Here is a 17,099-nt window from a genome sequence, read left to right as displayed (position 1 = left end):
GACAGAAAAATCGCGAGAAGCCAGTAGTGGAACGCCCACCAGCTGCTATGAGCTTCAAGAAAATTTTTATTTCAGGAGATGCTCGTGGATCGCCAACAAACTCTCAGCCAGCTTCGGCTTCAAGGTGTTGATCACACTGCTAGGCCAACTTGGAAGCTCCGGGAAACGGTCGAGTTCTATCGCGACACGCTCGGTCTGCCTCTGATTCACACGATTTCTGCGCGTGGTTGGGGGCCGGTTGGTCACCCCGATTTTCTGCACTTTTTCTTTGACAGCGGAAACCGAAGCACGATTGCGTTTTTCTACTACCTTGGTAGCGACGAGCCCGAAACCATGAAGGATAGGCCGGGCCAACCACCAATACCTTCTGACCATTTGTTCGATGCCACCCATACATCATGGCTGGTCGACACGAAAGAAGAGCTCGCTGCTTGGAAGAAAAAGCTGGAAGAGAAAGGGGTGGATGTCACCGCGGAAACGGCTCACGAAGTCATCGAGTCTATTTATTTTCGTGACCCTAACGGCTACTTCATCGAAATCACTCGTAAGTTAAGGCCCGTGGGCCCGGCAGATGCGCGAGACGCCAATCTGACGCTTGAAGCTGCTATTCAGCGAGAAGCGCAGGCTTCAAGCCAAGGTACCAGGGTGGAGTCTATTGATTCGATTTGGAACACCAAGGCCGGCTTGCTGGATGCCGGGCGGGAGCAAAGCAGTAAAGGTGAGTCTGCCATACGCATCTATGTGCTTGACGTACCAGAATTCGCATCCCTGGTCGAAGCTGCCCGAAAGTTGCCCGAGTGTACGGTGAGCCGAGTCGCACAAGACTATCTGCTGCTTGAGGCAAACGAGCCCATTGAGTTTCATCGCAAAGAGCTCAAGCTTAAGCCCGCTGTCTGGTATGGCCTATTCACAGGGGGATTGCGCGGGCGTATTGAGTCTTTTGGCCGCGACACGGTTCGTATTGTGCCTGCCTAAGTTCCCTGCGAGTTACAGCAATGCCCCAACACGGAATGGATCATGACAAACGCACAGAAAGGTAAAGGCCCATCTTTGGGTATCGATTGGTACCCGCAGTCGCTGCCTGGCGGCACGCAAACCGAAATGCTCACCTTGCGCACAGCCGACGGCGCTGCCGTATTGGGCACACTTTACACGCTCGGTCGGCCACGTAATGTTGCTTGCTTGATGCATCCACGCGAATACTTTGGCGCCCATTACTTGGTGCCCAGTTTGCTTGAAAGCGGTATGGCGGTCTGGACGCAGGGCGCGCGTTCCGTAGGCAACGACTTGCGACTGGAGCACGAGCAAGCGGTTATCGACGCGGCAACCGGCATCCAGTTTTTGCGGGAGCGCGAGTTCGAAAAGATTGTGCTGATTGGTAACTCGGGTGGTTCGGGCGTTTATAGCTATTACATTCAACAGTCAGTGCTGGAGCCAGACCAGCGCTTGGCAAAGTCTCCCGTTGGAAAGACAACCCGGTTTGAAAGCATCAGTATGCCGCAGGTAGACGGTATGGTGTATTTGGCCCCTCATCCGGGTCAGGGTCGTTTGCTTATGGGTTGCATTGATCCTTCCGTAAGCAACGAAAATGATGCTTTGTCGGTGGACCCGCAACTTGACCCGTTCAATCCTGACAATGGATATGTGGCTGAACCGGGGCAATCGCGATATTCAACTGACTTTATCCAGCGTTATCGCGATGCGCAGCGTCTGCGTGTTGAACGCATAGATGCCGTGGCGCACGGCTTGATAGCGCGCAGGCAAGCTGCTCGTCGCCAAGTCAAAGAAGGCGCTATAGATCGGGGCTTGCGACTGCAGGCTGCTCACACGCCCATCATTACGGTTTGGCGCACGGATGCCGATCTACGCTGCCTGGATCTTAGCCTTGATCCGTCTGATCGCTCGCCTGGCTCTATCTGGGGCAACGATCCGCTGGTTTCCAACTATGGTGCGGTGGGCTTTGGCCGGCTGTGTTCACCCGAGTCGTGGCTTTCCTCATGGTCAGGGGTGTCGTCGCAGGCAGCGCTCGAAAAAACAGCACCTGCAGTACGCGTGCCGACGCTATTGGTGGAGTACACGGGCGATCAAACCACTTTTCCGCTGCAGATTGAAGAAATTTTTTCTTGGATCGGTGCCTCCGACAAGCAGCATGTACGCGTACCAGGCGACCACCATGGCAGGCCCTTCGCGGGCAATGAGCTGTCAGGTCGTATCGCAGCTGCGGGGCAGATCACCGATTGGCTGGCTAGTCGTAGCTTCGTCTAACGGCGTTGCCAGCCCATAAAAAAATACATCAGGAGACAGAGCAATGATAGGGCCCATACATTCCATCGAAGGCGTGTTGTATACCCCCGAACAAGAGGCAAGGCGGTATCTCGAGACGGGTGCTTGGATGGACTCGACGGTAGGAGACATGCTGAGGCAAACGGCTCGGCGTGTGCCGAACAAGGCCGCCTTGATTACTGATGCAGGCTCTATCAGTTTTCAGCAGCTCAATGATCAGTCTGATTGTCTGGCAGCTGCGTTGCTGGATCTGGGCCTGCGTCCTGCCGACCGTGCCATCTTCCAAGTGGGAAACAACATCGAAACCGCTTTGACGGTCATTGCATGCTTCAAGGCGGGTATCGTGCCTGTATGCGCTATCCCGCAGTATCGAGAAGTTGAAATCGGACAATTGGCTCGCCTAAGCCAGGCTCGCGGCTACTTCGTGCAGTCTGACTCCCCGGGCAGTTTCGATATGGTGCCGTTCGCGCAGCAGATACTCGCAGATCATCCGCACATCGAGCACCTTGTTTTTTCCGGCTCTCGGGCACCCGAACACAGTAATACGATTGCCGCGTTGATTCAGATGCATAACGTAGCGTCAGCCCGCCAGCGCCTCGCGGATATCAAGTTAAGCCCGGCTGATGTGCTCAGTTTTCAGTTGTCAGGCGGGACGACTGGCGTTCCCAAGATCATTCCTCGTTTTCATGGTGAGTATCTCGCACACGCTACGTTCTGCGCGCGCCACTATGAAATGGACGAAAACAGTGTGTTTCTGTGGGCGCTGCCGCTCATGCACAATGCGGGCCAGCTATATGCATTGATGCCCACATTGACGCTGGGTCGCAGCACCGTGTTGATGCCTAACGTAGACATCGCTCGCATGTTGACGCTGGTTGAGACTTATCGGGTTACCCATACTGCGTCTATTGGCCCTATCGCTCCCCAGATCATGGCCTACTCCGATCTGCATAAGCACGACTTGTCCAGCCTGAAGCTTTTCTACACCATGACCCGGGCGGACATGCTGGAGAAGAAGATCAATGTTCCTTGCAGCAATCTGTTCGGAATTACCGAAGGATTGTTGTTAGGTTCGCCGCCGTCTGCTTCGACAGCCATCCGTCACGGCACTAACGGAAGTTCTGGTTGCCCGTTTGACGAGATCAAGGTGCTGGTGCCCGAGAGCGAAACACAGGTTTCCGACGGAGAGATGGGCGAGCTGTGCTTTCGTGGCCCTTCCTCGGTGCGTGCCTATTACATGGCACCAGAGGCTAACGCGACTGCGTACACATCAGATGGCTACTGCCGAACCGGAGATATCGTCACGGCGCATGTCATTGACGGCAGAACCTATTACCGCTTTGAGGGTCGTTTTCGTGACAACGTGAACAGGGGCGGCGAGAAGATTGGCTGTGAAGAAGTTGAGGCCTATGTCAGTAAACATTCTTCCGTGCTGGATGCCAAGTTAATTGCCATGCCTGATCCTGTGTATGGAGAGAAGGGCTGCGTATTTGTCATATTGCAGCCGGGCGCTACGGCACCCACGGTTACAGAACTTTCATGCTTTCTGGTGGAGCAGGGGCTGGCCAAATTCAAGTGCCCAGAAAGGATAGAGGTTGTCGATGCGTTTCCCATAACGCGCGTTGGCAAAGTAGATAAGCCGGCCATGAAAAAACACATTTCAGCGCTGCTTGAAAACGAAACCGTAGAAGGTTCTTAGCAGGCTTCTTTTTACCCCGTTGTTGCTGCTCGATGTACATCAAAAAAACTCAGGAGACAAACATGAAGCTACCCAAGAAAATAGGACTGAGCCTTGCTCTGCTGAGCATGGCGATAGCTGCGTCCACAACTGTTCATGCACAAATTAAGGTCGGTCATATTGGTTCGATGTCTGGCACATTAGGTGCATTGGGCGTAGACCAATACGACGGATTCATGCTGCGCGTTGCGCAAGGCGATGGCAAGTTGGGCGGTCAGGCTGTCGAAGTTCTGCGCCATGATGATCAAAGCAAACCCGAGGTGGGTTTGCTGATCGCTCGCGAGCTTGTCGAGAAGGATAAGGTTGACGTCGTTGTCGGTATTACTGCTTCCAATGTTATAAACGCCGTTTTTCCGTATGTGGTTGAAAAAGAGGTGCCGCTTATTGGCACTAATGGTGGGCCTTCGCCATTCGCCGGCGAAAGATGTTCGCCATGGTTTGTATCGACTGCCTTCCAGAATGACGGTCCGCACGAAGGAGCAGGTCAGGAAGCGCACAATCGCAATTACAAGAAGGTTGCTGTCATCGCACCCAATTACCAGGCGGGTAAAGATGCCGTGTCGGGTTTCAAGCGTTTCTACAAGGGCGAATTGGCCGAAGAGCTCTATCCCGGCCTAGGCCAAAATGACTTTTCGGCGGAAATCACCCAACTGGCCGCAACAGCGCCTGATGCCATTTATGCATTTCTTCCCGGCGCCATGGGAATCAACTTCATCAAGCAGTATTCGCAGGCTGGTTTGATGGACAAGTTCCCACTATTGTCGTCCTTCACCGTTGATGATATCACTATTCCCGCTCTGCGAGATGCTGCAGTGGGGTCATTGGTAAGCACCCATTGGGTTTCTGGTGCAAGCAACAAGGAATCGCTAGCTTTCATCGAGGCGTTTAAAAACAAATACGGGCGCACGCCGTCCAGTTATGCCATGCAAGGCTACGATGCCGCCACGCTGATACATCAAGCGCTCGAAAGCGAGCCTGAAGCGGCCAAAGACAAGCAAGCGCTGATGAAGCTGATGCGCAATATGAAACTTGCTTCGCCTCGCGGCGAGCTTACCTTTGAGCGCAATGGCTTCCCTATCCAGGATTACAGCATCTGGAAAGTGGTAAGCCAGGGCAATGGCAAGGTCGCGTTCGAGCAGCAGGGGGTAGCGTTGAAGGCCCATCACGATGCATATGTGAGCCAGTGCCCCTTGAAGCCTTGATCATCACCACAGCATAGAACCGGGGAGCGCTTGTCGGCTCCCGCCAGAAACAGCCGCAGCTCGGCGTTGATGAGCTAACTATTCACCTTGGCCGCTCTAAGATTTGGAGATAACAGATGAGCTTGAAAATCAAAGTTGTAGGCGGCGGCCCTGCTGGGCTGTACTTTTCCTACTTGATGAAGAAGACTTTTCCCGATTACGTCATACAAGTCATTGAACAAAACCCGCCCGGTGCCACCTATGGGTTTGGTGTGGTGTTTTCAGGTCGTGCGCTAAGCTTCCTAGAGCAAGGGGATGCTGGTGTCATACAGCGTCTTAAGGGCAATATGCAGTCCTGGAGCGACCAGCACATTACTCATAAAGGTCAGCGGGTAGTGATAGATGGCAATTCCTTTTCGGCCATTGCCCGCATAACCTTGCTCACAGAGCTGCAAACCCTGTGCCGGGATATTGGCGTTGAGCTTGTCTTTAATCAGCGCCTCGACACAGAGCACCCAGAATCAGATTGCGACATTCTTGTAGCGGCAGATGGTGCTAATTCGGTTACGCGTGGTCGTTATGCAAGCGAGTTCAAAACCGAAATAAGTGAATTAGAAAATTATTTTTGCTGGTACGGCGTTGAAACCGCCTACGACGCACATACGCTCACATTCATCAGTGAGGGTGACGGCGTGTATTGCGGGCACCATTATCGCTATAAGTCCAACATGAGCACCATGGTGGCCGAAGTGGATCAGGACACCTGGGTGTCATCCGGTATGCGAGAAATGACCGATGAGCAGCGCCAGGCCCATTTTCAAGGTGTCTTCCAAGACACCTTGCATGGCAAGCCCCTGATCAGCAATCGTTCTATCTGGCAGCGTTGGCGCTTGGTCAAGAACGGCAAGTGGCATCATAAGAATATTGTTCTGATCGGCGACGCGCTTCGCAGTGCCCATCCGTCAATTGGCTCCGGAACCCGATTGGCTATGGAAGACGCCATTGAGCTATGGCGTGCCTTTCAAAGTGCAGGCTCGGATATGCAGACTGCATTTCAGCAATACGAAACCCAGCGTCGCCCGATCCGTGAAAAGCTGGACTCTGCTGCCGAGAAAAGTATTGCTTGGTACGAAGATATTGCTCATAAGATGTCTATGTCGCCCGAGGAACTGGCGCTGGATTACATGTTACGAACCGGCTTGATGACCCCTGAACGACTTGCACACGACTCTCCTAAATTTGTCGCGACATTGTCTGAAGCGGGAGTGCTATCCACGGATTAGGTCCTAATTTTTATCTCAAGCCTGTGCCGCCCCCGCTTGCCCATTCAAGAGCACCTGATCGGGCAATTGCTCTAGCGCGCGGTAGGTGGTTTGAATATGCAGCGCCAGCGCCTCACAGGCGCGTTGGGTATCGCGGGCCAGGGCGGCATCGAATATGGCTTGGTGCTCGGCGTGCAAGTCGCGCGGAATCGGCTGGTGCGTTACGGTCAGGCGTCGATAGCGCTCGGCCTGTTGGTACAGAATCCCCAGAAAATGCCCCACCCAATTTGATTGGCTACCGCTGATCAAGGCTTGATGGAATTCCTTGTTGCGGGCTTCCCATTCGTCGAAAGAAAAAGCGCGGTTCTCGGCCATCTTGGCTTCGGCGCGATCCAATAAATGAAAAGCGGCCACCACGCGGCTTTCCCAGAGCTCGTCGCCATATTCTATGGATTGGCGCAGCGCTTCGCATTCGAGCAGCACCCGGGTTTGGGTGATGTCGCGAAAGTCGGCCATGGAAATCGGTTTAACGTGAAAGCCCCGTTGGTCTTGGGCGACGACCAAGGCATCTGAAACCAGCAAAGCCAGGGCTTCGCGTAGCGTACCTGCCCCCACCCCGTAGCTGTCTTTGAGGTGTTCGACCCGTAATTTGCTACCTGGCGCCAGGCGGCCTTCGATGATGTCTCGGCGCAGATGGTGATAGGCTGAAGCAACCAGGGTTTTGCTTGAGGCGGGTAGGGTGGCATTGGAAACGGAGGAGTCGGGCATGATGAGTCCAATGAAAGATGCACCCTAGCTAGCTGAAACTTTCTTCAGAGTGTGCGGGTGCGCTAAAGCCATAAGGGGCCGCAGCAAAAACCATAGCGGGCGCGAATCTGGCTATTCTATAGGAATCTTCCATTTTTCCGAAATTGGTATAAAATCTCGATAAAAATAATATGAAGCGATATTTTTGCCATGGCAGCAGGGCGCCGCGTTAGCGCGAATATGCCCGGTTGACACCCTCAGGCCACGGTTCATCCAAGGAGACAAGATGATCCATCTGCACGATATACGTTACGTACGATTGGGTACGGCGAACCTGGAGTCGGCCATTGAATACGCCACGCAGATTCTGGGTTTGGAGGTTGCACGGCGAGAAGGCAAGGCGGTGTATTTCAAGTCTGACAGCCGGGATCACACCCTGTGCTACTTTGAAGGCGACCCCTCTGACCACACCTCAGCCTTCGAGGTAGACACCAGCGACGAACTCGATAGCGCCGCCGCGCTGTTGGAAGCCAAGGGTTATCAGGTGCGGCGTGGTACTGCCCAGCAGGCCGAACAGCGCTATGTGCGCGAATTCATCAACTTTCAAGACCCTTCGGGCAATAGCATAGACCTGGTCTACGAGCCCTTGCACAGTGGGCGTCGCTACTTTCCCACGCGAGATGCGGGCATTACCGGCTTTAGCCACATTGGCTTGCGTACCCAAGATGCCCGTCGCGACGAGCTCTTCTGGACATCCTTGCTGGGCGCCAAAGTCAGTGACCGCATTGGTGAAGCACCCTTGCTGCGCATCGACGACGTGCATCACAAGATCGCGCTGTTTCCTTCCAACCGCCCCGGGGTACAGCACATCAATCATCAGGTTCAAAGCATAGATGACATCATGCGCGCCTATTACATCCTTACGGAAAAAGGCATACCTATACGTTTCGGGCCGGGGCGGCATCCCACATCCGGGGCCATGTTCCTGTATTTTGCCGGGCCCGACGACATGATCTACGAGTACTCCTGCGGCGTGCGTTTGATTACCGAAGAAGACGAGAAAACCTATCGTCCACGCACGTTTCCCGCTATTCCCTCTTCATTTTGCATGTGGGGCTCCAAGCCGGATATCCCCGAGTTCAAAGAAAAACGCGACACGAATTAAGCGGCGGCGCTTGTGCGACCAAACCGCATCGACATCTTTATTTTGATAGGAACGTTGACATGACTGACTTCAGGAATTTCATCAATGGCCGTTGGGAAACCTCGGGCAAGACTTTCGAGAAGCGCAACCCGGTAGACAACAGCCTGGTGGGCATGGTGCATGAGGCCGATGCGGCTCAGGTGGATGCTGCTGTGCGTGCAGCCAAAGAAGCTTTGCAAGGCCCTTGGGCGCGCTTAAAAGTGCAAGAGCGCGTCGATATGCTGCACGCCATTGTCGATGGCATTCAGCGTCGCTTCGATGACTTCCTGCAAGCGGAAATCAACGATACCGGCAAGCCCTATTCTTTGGCCAGTCATGTTGATATTCCGCGCGGGGCCGCCAACTTCAAGGTCTTTGCCGACCTGATCCGCAACGTACCTACCGAATCTTTCGAAATGGACACGCCAGATGGCGGGCGCGCCATCAACTACGGTGTGCGTGTGCCGCGTGGCGTGATCGGCGTGGTGTGCCCCTGGAACCTGCCTCTGCTGCTGATGACCTGGAAGGTGGGCCCAGCGCTGGCCTGCGGGAATACGGTGGTGGTCAAACCTTCTGAAGAAACGCCCGCCACGGCCACGTTGCTGGGTGAAGTCATGAACGAGGTCGGCGTGCCCCATGGCGTGTATAACCTGGTGCATGGTTTCGGGCCCGATTCAGCAGGTCAGTTCCTGACCGAGCATCCTTTGGTAGATGGCATTACCTTTACCGGCGAGACCGGCACGGGCGAAGTCATCATGCGTGCAGCCGCTAAAGGCGTGCGCCCCGTTTCTTTCGAGTTGGGCGGCAAGAACCCCGGCATCGTTTTCGCCGATGCGGATTTCGACAAGGCCGTGGCCGGTATTGCGCGTTCGGCTTTCGAAAACTCCGGCCAGGTTTGCCTGGGCACCGAGCGCGTGTATGTGCAGCGCCCCATTTTCGACAAGTTTGTGGTTGCACTGAAAGCCAAGGCTGAATCTTTCAAGATGGGCCGTCCTTTCGACGAGGGCATGAACTTCGGGCCGTTGGTATCGCACGTACACCGCAAAAAAGTATTGAGCTACTATGAAAAAGCCCACGCCGAAGGCGCCACTGTTGTAACCGGCGGCGGTGTGCCAGATTTGCCCGCACCTTTGAACGAAGGCGCCTGGGTGCAGCCCACCATCTGGACAGGCTTGCCCGAAACCGCCTCCGTCGTGCGTGAAGAAATTTTCGGGCCATGCTGCCACATCACGCCCTTCGACACCGAAGAAGAGGTCATTCAACTGGGCAATGCCACCAAGTACGGCTTGGCCGCTACGGTCTGGACGCAAGACCTGGGTGTGGCTCATCGGGTCAGCTCGGCGTTGAACGTGGGTATTTGCTGGGTCAACTCATGGTTCTTGCGTGATCTGCGCACGTCTTTCGGCGGTGCTCAGCAATCTGGCATAGGCCGTGAAGGCGGGGTGCATTCGCTGGAGTTCTACACAGAATTGCGCAACGTCTGCATCAAACTCTAAAACCAGGATTTTCTAAAGCTATGGATGCCAACAAAATTCAACAGTACGGCGATGCGCTGTACGAGGCCTTGGTTCAACGACAGACCATCGCTCCCCTGACTGAAACCGCGCCCGATATTACGCTGGAAGACGCCTACCAGATTCAGTTGCGTATGATTGCGCGCCGCCTAGAGGCCGGCAACGAGCGCGTGGTTGGCAAGAAAATCGGGGTCACCAGCCAAGTCGTCATGGACATGCTCAAGGTGGATCAGCCCGACTTCGGCCATCTGACTTCCTCCATGGTGTATGGCGATGGCGCAGCCATCGAAACCAATACCTTGATTGCACCGCGTGCCGAAGGCGAGATCGCTTTTGTGCTCAAGCACGACTTGTGCGGGCCGGGCGTGACCAATGCCGACGTGCTGCGCGCCACAGAGTGCGTGCTGCCGTGCTTCGAGATCGTCGATTCGCGCATACGTGATTGGAAGATCAAGATTCAAGATACCGTTGCCGACAATGCTTCTTCAGGCGTGTTCGTGTTGGGCGACGCGGCGGCTGATCCGCGCAAGATAGATCTGTCGGTTGTGGGCCTGACGCTAGAGAAAAACGGCGAAGTCGTCTCTACCGGCGCGGGCGCTGCGGCCTTGGGTCATCCTCTGAATGCCGTGACTTGGCTGGCCAATACCTTGGGTCGTCTGGGCATGTCGCTTAAGGCGGGTGAAGTCATTCTTTCGGGTTCGCTGGCCGCCATGGTGCCGGTCGAGGCCAACGACAACCTGCGTGTCAGCCTGGGCGGTATCGGCTCGGTTGGCGTGCGTTTTATTTAATCGGAGCACACCATGACGCTAGAAGCCAATGTGATTCAGGCGCTCGCGCAGCGTTTGGACGATGCCGAAATGCAATGCCAAGACGTTCTGAAGATCACGGACGAACATCCAGACATGGGCTGGGATGATGCCTATGCCATTCAAGATGCGCTGCGCGCTATCAAACTGGGGCGTGGCACGCGTATTGCAGGGCTGAAGATGGGGCTGACGTCTCATGCCAAGATGAAGCAGATGGGCGTGGTAGAGCCGGTGCGCGGCTTTCTGACTGATTACGGCCAGGTGCCTGATGGCGGCGAATGTGACACTTCCACGCTTATCCATCCCAAGGTCGAAGCCGAGATTGCCTTTGTCACCAAAGCGCCTTTGAAAGGCCCGGGTTGCCATATCGGCGACGTGTTGGCGGCCACCGATTTCGTGCTGCCCGCCCTGGAAGTCATCGACTCTCGCTATCGTGATTTCAAGTTCGACCTGAAAAGCGTGGTCGCTGACAACACCTCGGCGGCTCGCTACGTGGTTGGCGGGCGCTCGCGCGATACCCAAGGCCTGGATTTGAAGAACCTGGGCGTGGTGATGGAGAAAAACGGCAAGGTTGTCGCTACTGCATCGGGGGCCGCTGTGTTGGGGCACCCCGCCCAAAGCGTGGCCATGTTGGCCAATATGTTGGGCGCTCGCGGCGAGGAAATCCCCGCCGGCACCTTGATTCTGACGGGTGGGGTTACCGAAGCGGTTGCCGTCGAGGCAGGCGACAACATCACCGTGCGCTACCAAGATCTGGGCGCCATTTCTGTGCGTTTCGTCTAAGAGGCTGACTGCTTAGGCGCTACCAGACATTTGAAGAGACACTAATCATGACTACGACAAACAAAGTAAAGGTCGGCATCATCGGCTCCGGCAATATCGGTACCGATCTGATGATCAAGGTCTTGCGTAACGCCAAGCACCTGGAAATGGGTGCCATGGTGGGGATAGATCCGGCTTCCGACGGCTTGGCGCGTGCAACACGCATGGGGGTGCCCACGACAGCCGAGGGCATAGACGGCTTGGTCGCCATGCCTGGCTTCAAAGATATCCGCATTGTGTTCGATGCCACCTCGGCCGGAGCGCATGCTAAACACAATGCCGTATTGCAAGAGCACGGCGTGCAGGTCATAGATTTAACACCTGCAGCTATCGGGCCGTATGTGATCCCGTCCATCAACCTGGACGAAAAGCTCGACGCCACCAATATCAATATGGTGACTTGCGGCGGCCAAGCCACGATACCCATGGTGGCAGCGGTGTCGCAGGTGGCCAAGGTCCATTACGCCGAAATCATCGCGTCGATTTCCAGTAAAAGCGCGGGTCCAGGCACGCGCGCCAATATCGACGAATTCACGGAAACCACCTCCAAGGCCATACAAGTATTGGGCGGCGCCACACGCGGCAAGGCCATTATCATCTTGAACCCGGCTGAACCCCCCCTCATCATGCGCGACACGGTCTTTACGCTCTCCGAGCCCGGTGACCAAGACGCTATTCGTACCAGCATCGAGAAAATGGCCGCCAAGGTGCAATCCTACGTACCAGGCTACCGCCTCAAGCAAGAGGTGCAATTCGAACTGTTCGACGAGTCGCGTCCCTTGAATGTGCCCGGTTTGGGCAAACTGACAGGGCTCAAAACCTCGGTCTTCCTGGAAGTGGAGGGCGCTGCGCATTACCTGCCCGCTTACGCCGGCAATCTGGACATCATGACCTCGGCGGCACTGGCATGCGCAGAGCGTCTGGCGGAAACCCGCATGGCCGGCCAAGCGGTTTGACGGCGCAAGCAAGACGGAGCACATCATGACGCAAAAGAAACTCTATATATCCGACGTAACCCTGCGCGACGGCAGCCACGCTATCCGCCATCAATACTCCATCCAGAACGTCAAAGACATCGCGCGTGCCTTGGACAAAGCCAAGGTGGATTCCATCGAAGTCGCACATGGCGACGGTTTGCAAGGCTCTAGCTTCAACTATGGCTTTGGCGCGCACACCGATCTTGAATGGATAGAAGCCGTGGCCGAAGAAGTCAGCCATGCCAAGATCGCCACTTTGCTTTTACCCGGCATAGGCACGATTCATGACCTTGAAAATGCCTATAAGGCGGGCGCGAGCATTGTTCGGGTGGCCACTCACTGCACCGAGGCCGACGTTTCTCGTCAGCACATCGAACGTGCGCGTGAGTTGGGCATGGACACCGTTGGCTTTCTGATGATGAGCCACATGACCACGCCGCAGAACCTGGCTGCCGAAGCCAAGAAAATGGAAAGCTACGGCGCTACGACCATTTATGTGGTGGATTCGGGTGGCGCACTCAATATGAACGACGTGCGTGATCGTTTCCGGGCTCTGAAAGAAGTGCTGAAGCCTGAGACCACCACGGGTATGCATGCTCACCACAACCTCAGCTTGGGCGTGGCCAACTCCATCGTTGCCGTCGAAGAAGGCTGCGATCGCATCGATGCCAGCTTGGCGGGCATGGGGGCGGGGGCGGGCAATGCGCCGCTGGAAGTCTTCATCGCTGCGGCGGAACGCATGGGATGGAACCACGGTTGCGACTTGTACACCCTGATGGATGCAGCCGATGACATTGTGCGGCCTTTGCAAGACCGTCCGGTGCGGGTCGACCGCGAAACCTTGGCCTTGGGCTATGCGGGCGTGTATTCCAGCTTCTTGCGTCATGCCGAGACCGCTGCTAATCGTTACGGTCTGAAGACAGTGGATATTCTTGTCGAGTTGGGTCGCCGCCGTATGGTAGGGGGGCAAGAAGATATGATCGTTGACGTCGCGCTCGATTTACTGCGCAAGGGCGAAGCCCAGGCGTCCTGATCAGAAAAGCGGTAACCAGACGGCGCCCACGTGGCGCCGTTTTTGCGTCAGAGCGGAATGTAGCGAAATGTTGCAATCTTGATCTAGGGAAGATGTTTGGGATGGAGTGGCTGGGTGGGCTTGTAGTTAATGGGAAATAAGGTGTTATTAGGCGAAGATGATGGGTTTCATGCCTGTTTTTAAAAGAAGATAGCGTGGGCTTGCGCACTTTTTTCATTTAAGATGGCCCGCTTGCCATCCAGTCCTCAAGAGCCCTCATATGTCTGCGTCCGAATCCTCCTCCGTTAGCGCTGCGCGATCCGCACTGGTTTCAGAAGCCGGCCAAGACTGGGTGCAGCGCAGTCTCCGTAGCGTGTGGCACCCGTGCACGCAGATGCGGCATCACGAGTCCTTGCCCATGCTACCGATAGCGCGGGGCCAGGGGGCGTGGCTGTTTGACCCTGAAGGGCACCGCTATCTGGATGGCATCAGTTCGTGGTGGGTCAATTTATTCGGCCATGCCAATCCACGCATCAACGCCGCGCTGAAAGACCAGCTGGACACGCTGGAACATGCCATGTTGTCGGGCTTCACTCACGCGCCGGTGGTCGAGCTTTCCGAGCGTTTGTCAGCCAGCACCGATCATGTGTTAGGGCATTGTTTCTATGCTTCCGATGGGGCGTCTTCCATAGAAATCGCCCTGAAGATGAGCTTTCATTATTGGCGCAACAAGGGGCTGCCGGCCAAGCAGGGTTTTCTGTGCCTGCAAGGCAGCTATCACGGCGAAACCTTGGGGGCCTTGGGCGTGACTGATGTCGCCTTGTTCCGGGATGCTTACGGCCCTTTGTTAAGAGCCGCGCAGGTAATGCCTTCACCTGATGCCAGGCAGGTGCAGCCGGGTGAAACCGCCGAGCAGATTGCGCAACGCGCTTTACAGGCGGTGCATGATGTTTTTCGCCAGCAGGCAGACAGCTTGGCCGCCATTATTGTCGAGCCGCTGGTGCAATGCGCAACCGGCATGGCCATGTATGACCCAGCCTATCTGAAAGGTTTACGCAGTCTTTGCGATCAGTACCAGGTACATTTAATCGCGGATGAGGTCGCGGTGGGCTGTGGGCGCACCGGTACTTTCTACGCTTGTGAACAAGCCGCTATGTGGCCTGATTTTTTGTGTCTTTCCAAGGGCATAAGTGGCGGCTATCTGCCGCTGTCGCTGGTGATGACGCGCGACGAAATCTACCAAGCGTTTTATAGCGACGACGTGACACGCGGTTTTTTGCATTCGCATTCATACACCGGCAATCCGCTTGCCTGCCGTGCCGCATTGGCTACGCTGGATATTTTTGAACAAGACGATGTGCTCGTCAGCAACCGTCTGCTGGCGCAGCGTATCGACGCGGCTTTGGCGCCCTTGGCCCAGCACGACAGAGTCAAGCACTATCGCCGCTGCGGCATGATCTGGGCCATGGATGTGAGTTTGTCAGAAGGGGATAAAGGCTTTGCACGCAGGTTCTTCGAGCAAGCCCTGCGGCGTGGGCTGCTGCTGCGCCCGATAGGCAACACCATTTATGTCATGCCGCCTTATGTGCTGGACGATGAAGGCATAGATTTGTTGGCTAGGCAGTTGCCTGTGGTGTTACACGAAAGCCTGGAAGCTTAAGCATCATGTTGCTGAATCGCGTGCAAACTCAATTGCTGGCTTTAAAAGAACAGCGCCTGCAACGTTTTCGTCGTACCGTGGATCAGGCCGATGGCGTGCAGATGGTGGTCGATGGACATCCCATGCTGGCGTTCTGCAGCAATGATTATCTTGGCCTGGCTAACGATGCCGGCTTGGCACAGGCGCTATGCGAAGGTGTGCAACGTTATGGGGTAGGGGCTGGGGCTTCTCATCTGATCAGTGGTCATTCGCGTGCCCATGCCTTGCTGGAAGCGCAACTGGCCACACTGCTCAGCGCCAACATACCCTCGGCGCAAGCGCTGTTTTTCAGCACGGGGTATATGGCCAACCTAGGGCTGCTGGGCGGCTTGGCGATTTTGGCCCCAGACACCGAAATTTTTTCCGAAGCGCTGAACCATGCCTCGCTGATAGATGGCATGCGTATGGCGCGCACACGAGTGCGGGTTTTTCCTCATCGCGATATGGCATCACTAGAGCAGCTGCTTGCCGCCAGTACGTCTTCGAACAAGGTGGTGGTAACGGACAGCGTATTCAGCATGGATGGCAGCGTGGCGGATGTGCCGGCATTGCTGGATTTGTGCCGGCGTTACGAAGCCTGGCTGGTGGTGGATGATGCTCACGGTTTTGGTGTGTTGGGCGCAAGCGGATTAGGGGTGCTGGAACACTTTGGGCTGCATGACGAACGTCTTTTATACATGGGGACGCTAGGCAAGGCAGCGGGTGTGTCGGGGGCTTTTGTTTGTGCCCATGAAGATGTGGTGTCTTGGTTGGTGCAGCGCTCCCGCCCTTATATTTACACGACGGCCGCCGCGCCCGCGCTGGCTCATGCGCTGTTACGCAGTCTGGCGCTGATCGTGGAGCAAGAGGGGCAGCAGCGCCGTGCGCAACTAAAGCAAAACATAAGCCATTTGCAGCAGTCTTTGCTGCAGCGCCATTGGCGTTTGATGCCTTCGGAAACGGCCATACAGCCTTTGCTGGTGGGGGATAACGGGCAGGCGCTGGCGCTTTCGGCGCGCTTGTTCGAGCAAGGTTTGTGGGTGCCAGCCATACGTCCGCCCACCGTACCGGACGGTACCGCACGTTTACGCATTGCTTTGTCAGCGGCTCATACCCCAGCCCAAATCAGCCGCTTGGCTGAGGCCATTAATTTTCTTGAAGCGCAAATGCCTCGGAGCTAAGCATGCAATCGAAACCTTTTGGTGAGCACTACCCATTCTCTTGCTTTGTGACGGGTACCGATACCGAGATAGGCAAGACGCTGACTTCGGCGGCGATACTGAATGCCTGGGCGGCTCAAGGGTACCGTGTGGTCGGTATGAAGCCCGTAGCCGCCGGCGCACACTGGCGCGATGAAGCCTGGCGCAACGAAGACACAGATAGCTTGGTCCAAGCCGGCAATGTCGAGGTTCCTTACGAGTGGCAGACGCCTTATCTTTGGCGTGAGCCTATGGCACCCCATCTTGCCGCTAGGCAAGCAGGTGGCGAGATGCGTTTGGAGGTCATCCTTGATGCCTATGAGCGATTGTCCGAGCAGGCGCAAGCCGTAGTGGTCGAGGGCGTAGGGGGCTTTCGCGTGCCTTTAACAGAGCAACTGGATACCGCCGATTTAGCGGTGGCCTTGGGTTTGCCAGTGATACTGGTGGTGGGAATCAAGCTGGGGTGTATCAGCCATGCCTTGCTGACAGTAGAAGCCATACGCAGCCGGGGCTTGTTTCTGGCCGGTTGGGTGGCCAACCAAGTCGAGATAGACATGTTGGCCCCGCAAGCGAATGTGCAGTCTTTGTGTGAACGTATTCCCGCGCCTTTTCTGGGGCACGTGCCGCGCCTGGAACAGCCTAGGGCTGAACAGGCGGCGACATTTTTGAGTTGGCCACAAACCCCGGATCGATAAAG

15 protein-coding genes are annotated in these 17,099 nt (G+C 55.7%); 14 read left to right on the top strand and 1 reads right to left on the bottom strand.

Features of this window, described 5'->3' with window-relative positions:
• Positions 1-78 precede the first annotated feature (78 nt).
• The 5 genes from H0484_RS12000 to H0484_RS11980 all read left to right on the top strand — a co-directional run bounded on the left by H0484_RS12000 (position 79) and on the right by H0484_RS11980 (position 6,485).
• Complete coding sequence (locus H0484_RS12000) at positions 79-975, top strand: VOC family protein (RefSeq protein ID WP_390624836.1); 897 nt, start codon at positions 79-81, stop codon at positions 973-975.
• A 42-nt stretch (positions 976-1,017) separates the two neighbouring features.
• Positions 1,018-2,265, top strand: coding sequence for an alpha/beta hydrolase (locus H0484_RS11995; protein ID WP_226954876.1), 1,248 nt, complete (start codon positions 1,018-1,020; stop codon positions 2,263-2,265).
• A gap of 43 nt (positions 2,266-2,308) precedes the next feature.
• Complete coding sequence (locus H0484_RS11990; protein WP_226954875.1) at positions 2,309-3,982, top strand: AMP-binding protein; 1,674 nt, start codon at positions 2,309-2,311, stop codon at positions 3,980-3,982.
• A gap of 32 nt (positions 3,983-4,014) precedes the next feature.
• Positions 4,015-5,223: an ABC transporter substrate-binding protein gene (locus tag H0484_RS11985; RefSeq protein WP_226954874.1), complete on the top strand. Its 1,209-nt coding sequence runs from the start codon at positions 4,015-4,017 to the stop codon at positions 5,221-5,223.
• 116 nt (positions 5,224-5,339) lie between these two features.
• Complete coding sequence (locus H0484_RS11980; RefSeq protein ID WP_226954873.1) at positions 5,340-6,485, top strand: FAD-dependent monooxygenase; 1,146 nt, start codon at positions 5,340-5,342, stop codon at positions 6,483-6,485.
• A 15-nt stretch (positions 6,486-6,500) separates the two neighbouring features.
• Here the strand turns inward: H0484_RS11980 and H0484_RS11975 are convergent, their stop codons facing one another.
• Positions 6,501-7,232 carry a GntR family transcriptional regulator gene (locus tag H0484_RS11975; protein WP_226954872.1) on the bottom strand — a complete coding sequence of 244 codons (732 nt, stop codon included), beginning with the start codon at positions 7,230-7,232 and terminating at the stop codon, positions 6,501-6,503.
• Positions 7,233-7,497: 265 nt separating this feature from the next.
• On the opposite strand from H0484_RS11975, the gene H0484_RS11970 reads away from it, so the two are divergent.
• The 9 genes from H0484_RS11970 to bioD all read left to right on the top strand — a co-directional run bounded on the left by H0484_RS11970 (position 7,498) and on the right by bioD (position 17,097).
• Complete coding sequence (locus tag H0484_RS11970) at positions 7,498-8,376, top strand: VOC family protein (protein WP_226954871.1); 879 nt, start codon at positions 7,498-7,500, stop codon at positions 8,374-8,376.
• A gap of 59 nt (positions 8,377-8,435) precedes the next feature.
• The gene (locus tag H0484_RS11965; protein WP_226954870.1) at positions 8,436-9,890 is read left to right on the top strand and encodes a 2-hydroxymuconic semialdehyde dehydrogenase; all 1,455 of its coding nucleotides are present in this window, start codon (positions 8,436-8,438) and stop codon (positions 9,888-9,890) included.
• Between the two features lie 20 nt (positions 9,891-9,910).
• Positions 9,911-10,696 (top strand): 2-oxopent-4-enoate hydratase, encoded by a 786-nt coding sequence (gene dmpE / locus H0484_RS11960; RefSeq protein WP_226954869.1) that lies wholly within the window; start codon positions 9,911-9,913, stop codon positions 10,694-10,696.
• Between the two features lie 12 nt (positions 10,697-10,708).
• The gene (gene dmpH / locus H0484_RS11955) at positions 10,709-11,497 is read left to right on the top strand and encodes a 2-oxo-3-hexenedioate decarboxylase (protein WP_226954868.1); all 789 of its coding nucleotides are present in this window, start codon (positions 10,709-10,711) and stop codon (positions 11,495-11,497) included.
• A gap of 47 nt (positions 11,498-11,544) precedes the next feature.
• Positions 11,545-12,492: an acetaldehyde dehydrogenase (acetylating) gene (locus H0484_RS11950; protein WP_226954867.1), complete on the top strand. Its 948-nt coding sequence runs from the start codon at positions 11,545-11,547 to the stop codon at positions 12,490-12,492.
• Between the two features lie 25 nt (positions 12,493-12,517).
• Positions 12,518-13,546, top strand: coding sequence for a 4-hydroxy-2-oxovalerate aldolase (gene dmpG, locus H0484_RS11945; protein ID WP_226954866.1), 1,029 nt, complete (start codon positions 12,518-12,520; stop codon positions 13,544-13,546).
• A 259-nt stretch (positions 13,547-13,805) separates the two neighbouring features.
• The gene (gene bioA, locus H0484_RS11940; RefSeq protein WP_226954865.1) at positions 13,806-15,185 is read left to right on the top strand and encodes an adenosylmethionine--8-amino-7-oxononanoate transaminase; all 1,380 of its coding nucleotides are present in this window, start codon (positions 13,806-13,808) and stop codon (positions 15,183-15,185) included.
• Between the two features lie 2 nt (positions 15,186-15,187).
• A complete protein-coding gene (bioF, locus tag H0484_RS11935) occupies positions 15,188-16,384 on the top strand; it encodes an 8-amino-7-oxononanoate synthase (RefSeq protein WP_226955027.1) in 1,197 nt (398 codons plus the stop codon).
• A gap of 2 nt (positions 16,385-16,386) precedes the next feature.
• Complete coding sequence (bioD, locus tag H0484_RS11930; protein ID WP_226954864.1) at positions 16,387-17,097, top strand: dethiobiotin synthase; 711 nt, start codon at positions 16,387-16,389, stop codon at positions 17,095-17,097.
• Positions 17,098-17,099 lie beyond the last annotated feature (2 nt).

The organism is Mesopusillimonas faecipullorum (genome assembly GCF_020539505.1).
GTDB lineage: Bacteria > Pseudomonadota > Gammaproteobacteria > Burkholderiales > Burkholderiaceae_B > Mesopusillimonas > Mesopusillimonas faecipullorum.
This window is presented reverse-complemented; position numbering and strand designations above follow the sequence as displayed.

Excerpts from the sequence above, each read along its gene's own strand:
- H0484_RS12000 (WP_390624836.1), top strand. The coding sequence starts at position 79 with ATGCTCGTGGATCGCCAACAAACTCTCAGCCAGCTTCGGCTTCAAGGT.
- H0484_RS11995 (WP_226954876.1), top strand. The coding sequence starts at position 1,018 with ATGACAAACGCACAGAAAGGTAAAGGCCCATCTTTGGGTATCGATTGG.
- H0484_RS11990 (WP_226954875.1), top strand. The coding sequence starts at position 2,309 with ATGATAGGGCCCATACATTCCATCGAAGGCGTGTTGTATACCCCCGAA.
- H0484_RS11985 (WP_226954874.1), top strand. The coding sequence starts at position 4,015 with ATGTACATCAAAAAAACTCAGGAGACAAACATGAAGCTACCCAAGAAA.
- H0484_RS11980 (WP_226954873.1), top strand. The coding sequence starts at position 5,340 with ATGAGCTTGAAAATCAAAGTTGTAGGCGGCGGCCCTGCTGGGCTGTAC.
- H0484_RS11975 (WP_226954872.1), bottom strand. The coding sequence starts at position 7,232 with ATGCCCGACTCCTCCGTTTCCAATGCCACCCTACCCGCCTCAAGCAAA.
- H0484_RS11970 (WP_226954871.1), top strand. The coding sequence starts at position 7,498 with ATGATCCATCTGCACGATATACGTTACGTACGATTGGGTACGGCGAAC.
- H0484_RS11965 (WP_226954870.1), top strand. The coding sequence starts at position 8,436 with ATGACTGACTTCAGGAATTTCATCAATGGCCGTTGGGAAACCTCGGGC.
- dmpE (WP_226954869.1), top strand. The coding sequence starts at position 9,911 with ATGGATGCCAACAAAATTCAACAGTACGGCGATGCGCTGTACGAGGCC.
- dmpH (WP_226954868.1), top strand. The coding sequence starts at position 10,709 with ATGACGCTAGAAGCCAATGTGATTCAGGCGCTCGCGCAGCGTTTGGAC.
- H0484_RS11950 (WP_226954867.1), top strand. The coding sequence starts at position 11,545 with ATGACTACGACAAACAAAGTAAAGGTCGGCATCATCGGCTCCGGCAAT.
- dmpG (WP_226954866.1), top strand. The coding sequence starts at position 12,518 with ATGACGCAAAAGAAACTCTATATATCCGACGTAACCCTGCGCGACGGC.
- bioA (WP_226954865.1), top strand. The coding sequence starts at position 13,806 with ATGTCTGCGTCCGAATCCTCCTCCGTTAGCGCTGCGCGATCCGCACTG.
- bioD (WP_226954864.1), top strand. The coding sequence starts at position 16,387 with ATGCAATCGAAACCTTTTGGTGAGCACTACCCATTCTCTTGCTTTGTG.